Genomic DNA, 14,752 nt, shown 5'->3' on the forward strand with positions numbered 1-14,752 from the left:
ACATCTCGCCATTACAGCGTTTTGAGGCGGTTTAATGATTAGACTAACGTTTGTAATGAGGCTTTCTTGCTGTCTACTTTATTAAGGCAAGGTCAAATTGATCGTGTTCAGATGTATGAACATTAGCCGGTTTATTGAACCAAATATCATAGGCTCTAGCTGTTAAGTCACTTTAAGAGCAAAAAAAAAGCCACCTAGAAGGGTGGCTCGCACTCAAAAAGAGTGCAAAAGTATAGATAGGAGTGGAGAGTCCTAGTCTTAAACTGTAGCTTTTCCTCTGAATACGATATAAACCTTTATCACTTCTTTTCAAAAAAAACACCCCTTTGAGGTTCATCAGATTAACCTAGTTAAGCTTTCTGAAACCTGAGCATCGCACAACAATTTTAATTATTCGAATTTTTTATAAAATGCTATGTGCACGGTCTAAAGCAACACTACTGGAGTGCTGCATAAAGAGTATTTGGAATGGACAATTCAATTTCCTATCCGCTGCACTATCCATTTCTGATTAACTTATGATGGTAATAAACCTGCTTCTTGTTGTCCCTTCAAATGCCATTTTTATTGAATGATTAATCCAAAGCCATGTTAAATGTAATTCACGTTAGGATAAGCGATATTCTCGTTGTCAGATTGTTAAACGTTGCATTCCCCCTTGCCGTATATGTGTAAATAGCTGCTCCTTTATGTGGCAATGTGAATCGTGAGGTTAATATTCCCTCAAGCCCAGTACCATTGATGTTACTCATGCCCCTACTAATAATCGTATCCGGTAAGAGAATGCCGGCATTGTTCTGAAAGCGGGTAACCAGAGAACATGGTATTCATTCTGATATCGGTACCGCCTACCGTGTCGCTGATAACATTATTTGTTGGCTTGTGTCCTCCTCCTCCAAAGAATGCAATGGCTGCTGCACGCCAGTTATCTCAATGGTGTGTTGTGACAACCGCTGACACGCCATTGACTTTACTCGTCCACATAGCGATGCCATCATCTCCATAATTGCGTAAGCTGCTGTTACGAACAGTCGAATTGGGCTGTTGGAATTTATATAATGAAAGCAATATGCTTCTTTAATGCCCAATAGGCAGAAAAGTTTGTTATGTAAAGATGTTTACACAGAGCAGTCGTCCCAAGCTATGAACCCGCTTGAGGCAACTGTATTTTATTAATTTCAATATGGTTGGAACCGCCAAGCTAACAAAATCGGTCAATTCACGGTCAATCTGATACAGAACAAAAACTTTCACTGAATAGAATAATTGTGCAGAATCTTTTACATCAAAGAAAGTAGAGAACTCTCTAGCAGTATACAATCCAAATATCAATACTGCTTATTCGCCTTTTTCCGTTCCAATTGGCATCATCATACCATTATCCATCCCCATCATTGTAACGCTGCTCGATTCTTCTTCTCCATCTGCCAAATAAACCTCAGTTCCAAATGCTGGCTCAGCATAAGGGAGGTTTGTGTTTCCGCGGACGAGTATTTGACGGTAATTCCCTGAATGACCTTCGAATCCGTCATGGTCCCATGGTACCCAAGAACGTGCACTGCAATAATGGCAAACGAATGAGCGACGGTAGCGATCCTGGGTACGATTCGGATAGGAGCGATGAAATAGATGCGAATGAAAAAATAAAACATCTCCAGGACTTAGCCGAACGGGTATGGCAGGAGGATATTTTGCGACAACCTTAGATAGCGTATTCACATTATCGTCCAAATGGCTCACATTCTGCACACCATTCAAATCCTCGAATGCATCCACCGCGTGCACATTTCCTCCTCCAACACCATCAGGAGGATATATTGGCTCGTGGTTCGAACCGGGTACAACCCATAAGCAGCCATTTTCTTCATCTGCTTCCTCTAAGGCGATCCACGCTCCGATTAACGTATCCGGATGCGTCTTAATATAACATGCATCCTGATGCCAACCTTGACCACCTTTTCCAGGAGGATTTAAGAAAAGCATAGACTGAAGAGCGTATACATCCGGCCCGACCAGCGCCTCTGTAACATCGACTATTCGAGGGTTAAGCATGCCCCTCTCCGCTGCTCCGCTAAAACGAGACATCATATGAATTCGTGTCGCCTTTGCAAATTCTTCTTTGAGAGGGTCCTTACTATCACGATCTGCCTGATTATCTAGCTGAAGGCTGTTAAGCCTTGATTGCTCTGCTAATTCATATAGCTCGTCGATGTCTTCTTTTGACAATAAGTTTCTGACAATTAAGTAGCCTTCTCTGTGATAGTGGGAATAATCCTTCACGCTTACTAAATAGCGGTTATCCCTCACACGTGATTTAGGTACATAATACTTCCCCATGACCAGTTCACTCCCTCGATTTATATGCCTACCCCCTAATTTTAGCGTGATGAAGCAGCACTCTCCATAGTCTAAAACCGGCAAATGATGTGTTTATTTGACCAAGGAATTCACCAAAATATTTCGATTTAATGGATAAGGCGTGTACGGGTCCAATACGGATACCGTATGGCGAAATAAGGGATCCTGACACCTTTTTATGTAATCCGATGCTGTTATACCACGAACTTTTTTATACATTTTTGAGAAATGGTGTTCATCACCGAAGCCTACCGAATAGGCAATCTGTTTCACTGTGCCGGTGCCCCTCATCATCAATATCTCAGCACGCCGAAACCGTAATTCGAGCAGCATCCGTTTGGGGGGCATACCCGTGGTAGCGACAAACATTCGTGTGAAATATTCATGTGACCAGCACGATATCGCTGCGATTTCTTCAATTTTTACGGGTTCGGTCAAATGCTCTTCCATATAGCTAATCGCGTGTTGAACAGGAATAGGCAAGGGAATGGCTTCCCCTTCCGCAAATTGTGAGGAAAAGGGCGATAGTTCTTCTAGAGAGGCGGAAATCAAAACGGCAATCCTTCTCCGCCAATACGCAGGCTGGTGATTCGCAATCCAAAGTATTTTCTCCATTAAGCCAGTTACGAGCATATGGCGCACTGCCAGGAACATATGCCCTTCTCGGAGCAAGGCCAAGAATCGTTCGTCCGCTTTCCGCAGTGAGGCATAATCAAAATGCACAAACAAATGCCGCACGTTTTTTTCCGGCGCGAACCGGTAGGTATGCCAGTCACCCGGGCGTGTGAATATGAAGCATGGCTCATTAAGAACAAATAGGCTTCCGCCTATCTCATATTCCGTTTGGGTACCATCGGGAAAGTAGACTAATTCGAAATCGTCAATTTGCCTGGGCCCGAGCACAAACCCAGCTTGAATGACAAAATCTCCTGCGTTATGGACTAAGGGCAAGTGAAAGGTCTCTTGCTCTTGTTCACTCATATTCATCAACTCCCTCTATATCCAATATGTACTGTCAAAGGAATTATTTTATTAGTCTCTTCGCTTGAAGATATCATATAAATAGTCTAATGCAAAAAAAGAAAAATACCTACTAGTATTAGCGGCATTTTGATTCGTCGACAGTTCATTCACAAATTAGCTATACTTAATTAATAAAATAATCCATTTAGCGCACCAATGATTACTTCAATTTCACTGACGGCCTGTCTGTGACCTGTCGTATAAGGCCAAGCGATAACTGCGTGTTTGTTAGCTAGTTTTTAGAAATACTTTCGAGGCTGCATAAAACGCTCTCGGCGCACGAGAGTTAATTTGTTTAATCTCAAAAGGAGTAGTGTAACGCGGCAAATCTATATTAGAGCTCATTTCTCGTTTTGCTGCAATACGCAGGATCGATGCACCATACCCTGCAATTATATTGTTACCAGTTTCACTTGTGGTTTTCACACGTTATATAACTGATACTTTCAGTGATCCTATTGAGCTGGTCGTGGTAAAAATTCAGACAGAGGTATGAATGACTCCTTCGAATCATCACATACATTCAGTCGATACTTGCTGCTGATCCCCTCCGGACAGTATGTATGAAAAAACGAAGCCATATCTTCCCTCAACTCAAGTTCATCTTCACAAAAAAATGGACATCTTCGTTCCTAAGAAACGGATGCCCACATATGTTGTGTAACAATATATAAAAAACTAAAAATTATAGGTTTGTCAACGTAGGAGATAACGAAGAGAAGAAACTGCATACGGAATACCACAACCTGTATGGCCACGATGAAGCTGAAGCAACTTATATGCTAATGTGAAGCATAATAAGCGGACAAGAACCTTGGCAATTCGTAAAAGAAGTTGAAGATATCAGCCGGAAGGACATTTCGATGCGTTATGCCAAAGATCCGAAAAGTAAAAGCTGCTAATAACAAATAAATATATAATGCAGGGTTCGCGGGCATCGTTGTACGATAAGGAAACGGATGGAGGTCACTTAGGTCTCAACCCGTTTTATTTTGATCGGTTTATCCTTTTATGCCGGACAGTGTTACCCCTTCAATAATATAACGCTGTCCGATCATGTAAACGATCAATACCGGGAGCAGAGCGATTGAAGCACCAGCCATCATCAGCGTCCAGTCTGTCGCATACATGCCGCGGTATAGATTCAGCATCATAGGTACCGTAAATTGCTCCGGGCTGTTGAGAAAGATAAGCGGATAAAAGAAATTGTTCCACATGCCCAGAAACGTGAATATGCCGAGTGCTGAAAGCGCAGGCTTGACAAGCGGAAGCATGATGCGCGTGTAGATCGTAAAGCGATTGGCACCATCCACAATGGCTGCTTCTTCCATTTCCTTCGGGATGCCTCTAAAAAATTGGCGGAGCAGAAAAACGCCAAAGGCATTTAATAAGGCAGCAGGCACGATGATCGACTGATGCGTATCGAGCCAGCCGAAATTTTTCATCATCAAGTACAGCGGGATGATTGTCACTTGTCCGGGCACCATCATCGTTGCCAGAAACAATATGAACAGCGGTTCCCGGAATGGGAACCGGATTTTGGCGAAAGCGTATGCAGCCATCGAGCATGTTATCAGCTGCGCGAATACGACGATAACATTAATATAGAAGCTGTTAAAGTAAGCTCGCCCGAAAGGCAAGGCCGTCAACGAAGTTTTGAAATTGGACCATACGAACGGTTCTGGAATCCATTTAGGCGGAACAACGAATACTTGGGACAAATCTTTTAGCGCGCTGAGTATCATCCATAGGAAAGGCAGCCCCATGACGCAGGCCCCAATGATCAGCACGACATGAAGCACCATCGTTGAGGGTTGAAGCTTTTTCGAATTCATGAGTTTTCTCCTTCCCGGTCATCCTTATTCTTCGTAATGAACCCAACGTTTGGATATTTTCATCTGCAGCAAGGTCAGAGTCAAAATCATTGCAAACAGCGTAACAGCGGCCGATGTGCTTGTACCGAAGGTAAAATCAACAAATGCCGAGTCATAAATGTGGTATACAAGTGTATAACTGGCTTTTGCCGGTCCACCCGAGGTCATGACAAAAGATTGATCAAACACCTGGAAAGATCCGATCACGGACATGATGGTGACAAAAAATGTAGTCGATGACAACAAAGGAACTGTAATATGCCGCAGCTGCTGCCATTTGCTGGCGCCGTCAATTTGTGCAGCTTCGTAATATGTCGCGGATATTCCCTGTAATCCGGCAAGGAAAAGCACCATACTGCCTCCAAGTCCCATCCATATGCTAAGCAGCGCAATGGAAGGCATTACGAACCGCGTGTCTGTCAGCCAACGGGGACCTTCAATGCCGAACCAATCTTTTAAGTATAAATTAATCAACCCGAAATCCGCGTTAAAGAGCCACATGAAAACGACTGCTACAGCTACGGACATCGTAATGTTAGGCATAAAATAAATGAGCCGGTAAAGGATCTTTCCTTTTACTTTATTTAAGCCAATAGCAACAAGCATCGCCAGAATGATGCCGGTCGGTACGGTGAGAACGGTATAATACAGCGTGTTAACAAGCGCGGTCCTGAAATCGGGATCTTTAAACTGCCCCAAGAAATTGTCTAGTCCAACAAAGGTCCGTTCGCCGAAGCCGTCCCAGCTCATTAGACTGATGGCGAAAGCCAATATAAGCGGAATCAACGAAAAGATAACCAAACCGACCAATTGCGGAAAGATGAAAAAATATCCCCAAAGGCTGTCCACCGTTTTCGTCCTCATGAAATGACGTTTCGTATCTGTTTGGTCTATTGACGGAGAGGGCCCATTATTAACGGCCGTTTTCATATCCATGTACGCCACCCTTCCTCTATTATAGTAAGAAGGAAGGGATCTCCGAATGTTCGGAAGCCCCTTCCATTCCCTTGTGAAAGGACTGCTGCTTGCTTATTTTTTTCCTTTGTATTCCTCAATCTTCTTGTTCGCCAATTTCTCGATTTCCTTCATTGCTGTATCCAAATTCTCATTTTTCAGCCAAAGCGCCTCAAAACGGGAGTTGATGTCATTACTCAGACCGGGAATACTCGCTTCAAACGGAGTTAATGCATAGCCGATTTCACGGGCATCCAGGAAAAACTGCGCATGCTCGGGAAGGTTCCCTTCAAGCACTACTTCATCTGCTCCCGATACCGAAGGAACGGCATTGCCGCCTCCTTGAAGACGGTAGATTTGACCTTCCTTATTGACGAATTCTGACAAGAAGGTGTAAGCCGCCTCTTTATGCTTGCTTGTCTTATTCAGTACCATATAGGCTGTCGGGATACCTGCAGGCTCGATTTTGTTTCCGGTATTTGTCGGCCAGGTGACGATATCGTACTCGAGTCCTTCGTTTTTCTTGAACAGCGGCAGATACCAGCGCCCTGCGCCGACAAAGCCAACCTGATTGGACATAAACATCGCATCGCCGCCTTGTCCTTTTGGAAGCGTGCCGGCAAATGTAATGTTTTTAGTCTGGATGTTATCATATAAGAATCGGAATGCTTCGACTGCTTTCGGATCCGTGTAGCCGATATATTTGCCGTTATCGTCATAAACCTTTCCACCGTTAGAGGTTACCCAACTGTGTGTGCTGTTCCATGAATTATCAAGTACGTAACCATATTTGCCGCTTTCGCGGATTTTATCGGTCATTTCCTTAAAGGCATCCCAGCTCCACTTACCCTGTTCCTGCAAATCGGCAGGCATTTCAGTAATGCCTGCGTCCTTTAACACCTTCTTGTTATACCAAAGCACCATCGGATTATTGTCTACCGTGGCCCCGTATATTTTACCGTCGCGCTCAGCGGCTCCCCATAAGCCAGGAAAGAAATCCTCCTTCTTAACCGCGCTTCTTGCATCATCCATTAATGGTGTGAGTTCCTCTATGCTGCCGTTTTCAATCAGTTTAACAATAAAAGCGTCACCGGCATAGAAAATGTCTGGGGCCGTTCCGCCACTCAATTGCGTTAAGATTTTTTGATCGTACTCCCCCGGGATCGGGATTAACTCCGCTTCAATTTCAGGATGCTTCTTATTAAAATCGTTTGTAAAATCTTGAAACCTTGTTAATTCTCCCGGATTTCCCCATGTAGCCCACTTAATTTTTACTTTTCCCTCTTTTGGACTGTTTGTTCCGGCTTCTTCTCCATTAGACACCCCGTTGTTGCCACCATTGCTCGTTCCGCAGGCTTGAATCAAAGAAGACACAGCAATAATCATGATGAGTAGAGACCATTTGAGCTTTTTCATTCTCTTTTCCTCCCTCAAGATATCTAATTTTCATTCAAAAATATTTTGTAAGCGCTTTTATTATAGTTTATTGTCAAAGTGGGTTTGAACGGTTTATGTTCCGAAAGAGTGTCTTGTTTTCCGCAATTAGCATTATTTTATTTTCGCAACAGACCTTGAAATTCGGCTGGAGATACACCTACGATCTTTTTAAACTGCTTGCTAAAATATTTTACATCGTTAAAACCAGACTGCTCGGCTACCTCATACACCTTGAGCGATGAACCCTGCAGCAGCTCCTTCGCTTTCTTTACGCGCAAGGCGATCAGGTGGTCGATGAAGTTCTCTCCTGTCACACGTTTGAACATTTCGCTGAAATAATTCCTGCTTACATTTACCGCATCAGCCACTTCCTGCAGGGAGATCGATTCCCTATAATGGCTCTTGATATAGTCAGCGGCCTCCATTATGATCCTTTGGTGCAATGTTTTATCCGGCCGCGGAGAGTCTTCACCGCCCACGATTGTTTGGTAGCCATCTTTTACATGTTGAATGACTTCAGTGACATAACCCAGCCTGCCGAGCTCCCGGATTTTCCGGATGATGGAAGAATCTGCGTCTTTAAATACGGCAAATAGGCTAAGCAATTCCTCTGCCTCCTGCAGCACTTCCTCTTTCGATCGATATTGCGGTAACCAATGCTTCATGATTTCAATTATCATTTGTTCTGATCTGGAATGAAAGCCCATCGTTAACGACTCTTTGAGTTCGTGTAAGGCTGCCGCAAAAGGATAGAACGATGCCGAAATAGAATCCTTTTGCTCCTCAGCAGCAATTAAGCGACACGGTCCGAGGAAAAAATCGACTGCGAGCATTTTTTCCGCCTCCATGGAGGCATACTGAAGGTCTAGATAATTCTCATAAACGACGCTGAGTCCTATGGATACTTGCAATAGGTGCGACTGGGTATGCTGCGAAAACTGCTCGATTAGCTCATAAAACATGACATGCAGGTTTGGGTGTACAGGAAGAGCAGCCAACAGCAAGTCCGAACGAAGCATGACCGACACAAAGGAACCAAATACTTGATAAAGTACCTGTTTGAGCGGTTCTCCCATCTCCATTAGGAGATCATTCCTTTCAGCATCCGTTTTACCAAATACGTTGATCCCCAAAGCGGCAATACGGTAGCTTTCTTCCGGGCATTCTGTCTTTATTCGTTCGATAGCAGCCAAGTCACCGCATAGCGCCTTGCAGAATGTCTTTTCCAGCATTTTCAGCTTATTAGCGAGCTGTTGGTCTTCAAACTGCTGAACAATTTGTCTGTTCTCGCTTTCTTCCTGAAGCTTTTTTTTCATTTGATTCAGAACCGTTATGAGTGAATCCGAATTAAGTGTCGGCTTCAAGATGTAATCGCTGGCCCCTAACCGGATTCCTTCCCGTACATATTCGAAATCATTATGACAGCTGAGCAGCAACACCTTGACCCAAGGACATAATTCTTTAGTCTTGCGCGTGAGCTCGAGTCCATCCATCACAGGCATAGCAATGTCGGTGATCAATATATCAATCTCTTGATTCTGAATCCATTTCATTGCGTTTTGCCCGTTTGACGCTTCACCAACCAATATAAATCCGTGTCTCTCCCAATCAAAAGTGGTACGAAGCCCGATTCGCGCTATCTTCTCGTCATCAACCAATAGCACTCTGTACATAAGTTCCCTCCTTTGAATCAGCAATCGTAATAAGCACCCGTGTCCCTTCGTTTTTGATGCTTGAGATGCTGAGACCGTATGTATTTCCGTAATATAACTGGATGGTCTGATGAACATGATTCAGCCCGATATTGGTCATCCCTTTATTGCTGCGCTCTTTATCGTTTATCTGCAGTTGATGAAGCCTTCCCTCATCTATTCCGATACCGTCGTCGGTTATTTTGACCACGATATTTTTTCCGTTTTGTTCGACTTCGATATCAATTGATCCATCTGCATCTTTTGGAGCGATTCCATGGAAAATGGCGTTTTCGACGATGGGCTGTAGCAGCATTCGGGGAATTTGTATTTTTTTGAGCTCCTCCAGGCAATGGATATTTAAACTGATTTTGTTATCATAGCGGTATTCCTGAATGATCATATATTTCTGGAGCAGTTCAAGCTCCTCCCCGAGCGAAATGAAAACGCCATTCCGTTCAAGACTGCCTTCCAATATTTGAACCAGCGTAGTGACGGCGTTATCTACATCATTGGTCCGATTCAATTTAGCCATCCACCTAATCGAGTTCAGCGTATTATAAAGAAAGTGAGGGTTAATTTGATAGCGGAGCGCTCGTACCTCCGCCTTTTTTTTCTCCGATTCCTCCTTGGCGATTCGGGCGATTAACAGATCGATCTGTTTGATCATATTATTAAAGCTACGTCCCAGCTGCCCAATCTCGTTCCGGCCGACGCTCTTGCTCCGGACGCTCAGGTCGCCGTTCTCGCCTTTACGCATCAATCGGCTCAGATTAACTAACGGATTACCGATTTTACGGGTAACGAAATACCCCATGCCCATTGCAGAAAGGATGCAGCAAAGTGCAATCCACATCGTGAATTTCCGGATACTGGCCGAATCGGCAGTCAGTTCCTCGAGTGGTACAACCCCAACCACATCCCAGCCGTTATACAGGCGTTCAGGAATCACCAGCGTGCTTTTGTTGTCTTTGTTATATTCCGTCGCTTGTGAAGGAAGGATGAGCATGGACTCTTTTCCATACTGCTTGGAATCCGGGTGATAGAAATAACGGTTCTTGTTATTGGTGACGTAGATGTAACCCGTATCCCCAAATTGAACGCGGTCAAGCTCATCGATCAGAATCTCGCCCATAATCTCAAAGAACATCACGCCGATAATATCGCCGGTTTCCCAGCTTCGTATGGCGCGGCCAAGGCCGAATACAGGAAACCCCATTTCCGTTTTCTTTAAATAAGAGTTTTGAGAGAGTCCGAACCAAACGCTATTACCGTTTGCTTCCAATATCGCTTTATACCAATCGGAATCCCATTGATCCAGAGACACCAAGGAGTCCGAGCTTAATACCGAATTGTTGCGGTTCACATCGAAAATATAGATATCGAGGATTTCTGACGAATTGATCATGATGGATGTTAGGATGTCTTGTCCATCTTGAATCTTGAGCGTGGTTTCATACAACTTCTCTTTCGATTGTTCCTTCAAAATATTGTGGATGACCTTACTGTTTAACAGCATCATAGACGAATCATCAAGCTTTTTGAAATAAAGGTTCAGCTTGTCACTCACCTGTGTAATAGTAAGCGAGGCTACCTTACTGACTTGTTCCTCTACGATAGAGGACGATTTATGATAAGACAAAAAACCCATGACCAGAACGGGAAGCGTCATTCCGATAAAGCAGAACCAAAAGAGTTGGACTACAATGGAATGAAAATGACGGAAACGCATGGACGTTCCTCCTTTATATTCAACATTAGTTAGCTGAACCTCTATATTACTCAAACTATAATAGCGCTTACAATAGTTCATATTAAAAAAATATATTATCTTCTACTCTTTCTCTTTTTTTATGAAGGTGCATTTTGCAATAATCAAAGCCCCCGAACCATAAGGTTTTCTGAGCATAATAAAGTGACTTCACCCTGACTTGGAGAAGTTTTCAAGTAATTAACCCGAAAACGAGCCAAGCAAGCGAAGCCACCTGTATATTCTCCAAGAAAGCCTATTTTTCTTTAACAAACTGCAAGCACCGCTTGAGAACATCGATACATTTATCGGCCTGCAACGCCGTTTGGACGTGGATCTTCGCTTCCGTTACCGTTGCAGGGTTCGGCTTGAAAGGGAAGCTCCTTCGGTAGCGACTACTGCAATCAGCATATCCATCCGGAGGACCTGTAATTTAGCTCTGCTTACCCGTGACTGTGTCTATCACGAATAATTGATTCAACCGGATGATATACAATGAAAAAGATGGAAATCGCTATGACAATCTTTCGAAAAAACATAAGCACGCGCCTACTGGAAATTTAGTTTCAGTTAAAAAAGACCTATATTATGAAAAATTACTCTGTTTAACATAAACACATTTCCAATTTATACAAGCAGAAAGAGGAGCTGCCAAAGCATGCACCCCCACTATCGTAACCGTTAGCTTAATAACATGAGCATGCCACTGAAGCGTCTGCTCATACATGTGTGTTTTTCAACTATCGTTATCCGATAATTGAATAAAAACGGGGGGTTCGGGCTTAATATTATACGTAATCTGACCCCAGCCATACCTCGTAGATAATGCGACTGTTGCGCTCTCAGAGTCATTTCAGAGTGTATACTCCACCATCTACGTCATAGTCTCAAGACTCTGGAAAGCTGAGGGCGGCGACTCCTCTTCGAGGCACTGGCGGATCAGGACGGCACACTCTTCGGAACTTAGCACCGAGGTGTCAACCTCCAGATCATAGATACCAAGCATATGGACAGCCTGCTGCCACAATCTCACCGGCTTTGGCACAGATCCGTCCTCTTCGTAGCCAGAATTCCAGGTAGCGATCCGCCGCTGCATAACAACCTCTAATGGGCATCGCACAGCCACAAACAAAACCGGAAGTCCACTCAGGATCCGAGCACAACTGGAAAGAATCCCCCGTGAGATCGAATAAGCATCGTGGTGACCGACATCCACTACAACATTCAGCCCCAGGCGGCTGTGCGCAGCAATAGCCTCATACATGGCTTGATAAAGGGTCACAATGAGTGGCTCAAGGTCGGGGCGTTCCCCACCTGGCCGAAGCCCAATCCCTGGCCGGTAGCGTTCAGGGGTCATCTGCATGAACCGGTCGACTCCCATGTTCATCCACACACCCTCGAACGTATTCTGAATCACAGTGGCAATACTGGACTTCCCAGACCGCGGAGTCCCGTTTAAAATAATAATCTGTCCGGGCTTATCTACCTGTAACATTTGCTTCCCCCTTTTTTGTAATGAATAGAAGTTCCTGCTCTGAACCTCAAGACGCTGGAAAGCTGAGGGCGGCGGCTCCTCTTCAAGGCGCTGGCGGACCAGGGCGGCACACTCTTCAGAACTGAGCACCGAGGTGTCAACCTCCAGGTCATAGATACCTGGCATATGGACAGCCTGCTGCCATAATCTCACTGGCTTCGGCACAGAGCCGTCCTCTTCGTAACCGGAATTCCAGGTAGCGATCCGCCGCTGCATGACAACCTCTAATGGGCATCGTACACCCACAAACAAAACAGGCAATCCACTCAGGATCCGGGCACAGCTCGGAAGAATCCCACGCGGAATCGAATAAGCATCGTGATGCCAGACATCCACCACGACATTCAGTCCCAGACGGCTGTGTGCAGCAATGGCTTCATACATGGCTTCATACAGGATCACAATGAGAGGCTCAAGTTCAGGGCGTTCCCCACCTGGCCGAAGCGAGATCCCGGGCTGGTAGTGTTCCGGGGTCATTTTCTTGAACTGACTGCCCCCAACGTTCATCCATACACCCTCAAACATATTCTGAATCGCGGAAGCAATGCTTGACTTCCCAGCCCGCGGATTGCCGTTCAGAATGACTATTTGTCCGAGCTTATCTTCTTGTGACATGCGTTTACCTCCATGCAATGATTTCATTCATACTGTGAATGTTATTTACATATTTAGAAATTACAATAGAGATTGTAGCAACTATACGGCTAATGGAATAGTCTGTAATTTTAATATAATCAGGCGTAAAATTGAATTAGATCATAATCTTATCTTGTTGTGCTATTCTGTCCGTTCATATTATGGTTCAACTAGATATATCCTTATGCCGCAGCCATTGTCAGATAGATCATTTAATAACCAAAAAAAAACCACCCATAAGGGTGGTCCGTACTCATGATGAGCACTATAGGATTTGGATAGGAGTGGAGAGAAACCATACTGTACCTTTATTATATGTATACGCTTCCACTTTGTCAATAAGCGCTTTCATTTTTATATCGATTATTTTGAAAGCGCTTGAATATAAAAAAACGCTCACCCTTTACAGGTGAACGTCATAGCCTTTCGCTGTGAGCAGAATCACGGCCTGGTCCAAATATTCCTGGCTTCGGAAGGATAGCCTCAGTATGCCCGGCACATCTTCCCTGCTCTCGATAATATGGATATTGCTAAGGTTAATGAGGCTATTTCCTAATTCGCTCGTTATTTTACCAATAATGCCTGGGTGATCGGGAATGTCCACGTAACAGTCAAAAGCGGAATGAATCATGCCTTTACGGCGTTCCGGCATCTTGCTGCGGAAGTTGCCCGCTGTTTCGAATGCTCCCGCTATGGCATCGCCATCGGCGTTCTCGAGCATTTGCACGAATTTATTCGTCTCATTGCTCCAATCATGAAGCAGCTTAAGGACAACATGACGATTATTAATAAGAATATCGCGCCATAGCGTCGGATCTCCTGATGCAATTCTCGTTATGTCTCGGAAGCCGCCGGCAGCAAGCGATTCATATAGATCATTTTGCTCATTGTAGCCGCGAATCTGATTGACAAGCGACACTGCGATAATATGCGGCAAATGGCTGATTGCTCCAGCGATCTCATCATGCTCCTTAGCATTCACGCGAACGATATTCGCCTTCGTGTGCGAAAGCAGATCGACGAGGCGTTCCACAACTGTCTCTGGCGTCTCCTCGTCGGGAGTGAGCACGTAGAAAGCATTCTCATAAAGATGCGAGGATGCCGCCTCAACCCCTGTTCGCTCAGATCCAGCCATGGGGTGTCCGCCTATAAAGTAAGCTTGCCCGAAATCAAGCGACTTTGCACATGCAGCAACTGATGCTTTCGTGCTGCCTGCATCCGTAATGATACAGCCCGGTTTAAGCTGGAAAGCAGCAAGCTTCTCGATATATTCCTCTAAATTCCCAACCGGTACGCATACAAAAATAAAGTCGGCCTGCTCTGCAGCCTCTTGCATCGAGGTCGTCGCATAATCGACGACGCCGCGCTGCAAGTATTTCTCAACCTGAGAAGGCCGGTTCGAATGGCCGATTACGGTAATGCCTGGTTTGCCTTTCAAACAAAGGGCGATCGAACCGCCGATCAGCCCTACACCAAAAATCGCAACTGTTGTCAT

9 protein-coding genes are annotated in these 14,752 nt (G+C 44.6%); all 9 read right to left on the reverse strand.

Annotated elements, in window-relative coordinates:
* Positions 1-1,338: 1,338 nt before the first annotated feature.
* Positions 1,339-2,337: a phytanoyl-CoA dioxygenase family protein gene (locus tag FHS16_RS21725; RefSeq protein WP_183567692.1), complete on the reverse strand. Its 999-nt coding sequence runs from the start codon at positions 2,335-2,337 to the stop codon at positions 1,339-1,341.
* Between the two features lie 93 nt (positions 2,338-2,430).
* Positions 2,431-3,339, reverse strand: coding sequence for a helix-turn-helix domain-containing protein (locus FHS16_RS21730; protein WP_183567695.1), 909 nt, complete (start codon positions 3,337-3,339; stop codon positions 2,431-2,433).
* Positions 3,340-4,382: 1,043 nt separating this feature from the next.
* Positions 4,383-5,216, reverse strand: a complete 834-nt coding sequence (locus tag FHS16_RS21735) for a carbohydrate ABC transporter permease (protein ID WP_183567698.1) — start codon at positions 5,214-5,216, stop codon at positions 4,383-4,385.
* Positions 5,217-5,240: 24 nt separating this feature from the next.
* The gene (locus tag FHS16_RS21740; RefSeq protein WP_376769695.1) at positions 5,241-6,119 is read right to left on the reverse strand and encodes a carbohydrate ABC transporter permease; all 879 of its coding nucleotides are present in this window, start codon (positions 6,117-6,119) and stop codon (positions 5,241-5,243) included.
* 165 nt (positions 6,120-6,284) lie between these two features.
* Complete coding sequence (locus tag FHS16_RS21745) at positions 6,285-7,625, reverse strand: ABC transporter substrate-binding protein (protein WP_183567705.1); 1,341 nt, start codon at positions 7,623-7,625, stop codon at positions 6,285-6,287.
* 137 nt (positions 7,626-7,762) lie between these two features.
* Positions 7,763-9,319 (reverse strand): response regulator, encoded by a 1,557-nt coding sequence (locus FHS16_RS21750; protein WP_183567709.1) that lies wholly within the window; start codon positions 9,317-9,319, stop codon positions 7,763-7,765.
* On the reverse strand, positions 9,297-11,069 hold the full coding sequence (locus tag FHS16_RS21755; RefSeq protein ID WP_183567712.1) for a cache domain-containing sensor histidine kinase: 1,773 nt from the start codon (positions 11,067-11,069) through the stop codon (positions 9,297-9,299). Before FHS16_RS21755 ends, FHS16_RS21750 begins: the two co-directional genes overlap by 23 nt.
* An 892-nt stretch (positions 11,070-11,961) precedes the next feature.
* Positions 11,962-13,236, reverse strand: coding sequence for a chloramphenicol phosphotransferase CPT family protein (locus FHS16_RS31920; RefSeq protein ID WP_246431896.1), 1,275 nt, complete (start codon positions 13,234-13,236; stop codon positions 11,962-11,964).
* Positions 13,237-13,660: 424 nt separating this feature from the next.
* Complete coding sequence (locus FHS16_RS21770) at positions 13,661-14,752, reverse strand: prephenate dehydrogenase (RefSeq protein WP_183567715.1); 1,092 nt, start codon at positions 14,750-14,752, stop codon at positions 13,661-13,663.

Origin of the sequence: Paenibacillus endophyticus (assembly GCF_014192395.1) — a bacterium.
In the GTDB taxonomy this organism is placed as follows: Bacteria; Bacillota; Bacilli; order Paenibacillales; family Paenibacillaceae; genus Pristimantibacillus; species Pristimantibacillus endophyticus.

What these genes read in the sequence shown, in the direction of transcription:
- FHS16_RS21725 (WP_183567692.1), bottom strand. Translation starts at nt 2,337, where the DNA reads ATGGGGAAGTATTATGTACCTAAATCACGTGTGAGGGATAACCGCTAT.
- FHS16_RS21730 (WP_183567695.1), bottom strand. Translation starts at nt 3,339, where the DNA reads ATGAGTGAACAAGAGCAAGAGACCTTTCACTTGCCCTTAGTCCATAAC.
- FHS16_RS21735 (WP_183567698.1), bottom strand. Translation starts at nt 5,216, where the DNA reads ATGAATTCGAAAAAGCTTCAACCCTCAACGATGGTGCTTCATGTCGTG.
- FHS16_RS21740 (WP_376769695.1), bottom strand. Translation starts at nt 6,119, where the DNA reads ATGAGGACGAAAACGGTGGACAGCCTTTGGGGATATTTTTTCATCTTT.
- FHS16_RS21745 (WP_183567705.1), bottom strand. Translation starts at nt 7,625, where the DNA reads ATGAAAAAGCTCAAATGGTCTCTACTCATCATGATTATTGCTGTGTCT.
- FHS16_RS21750 (WP_183567709.1), bottom strand. Translation starts at nt 9,319, where the DNA reads ATGTACAGAGTGCTATTGGTTGATGACGAGAAGATAGCGCGAATCGGG.
- FHS16_RS21755 (WP_183567712.1), bottom strand. Translation starts at nt 11,069, where the DNA reads ATGCGTTTCCGTCATTTTCATTCCATTGTAGTCCAACTCTTTTGGTTC.
- FHS16_RS31920 (WP_246431896.1), bottom strand. Translation starts at nt 13,236, where the DNA reads ATGTCACAAGAAGATAAGCTCGGACAAATAGTCATTCTGAACGGCAAT.
- FHS16_RS21770 (WP_183567715.1), bottom strand. Translation starts at nt 14,752, where the DNA reads ATGACAACAGTTGCGATTTTTGGTGTAGGGCTGATCGGCGGTTCGATC.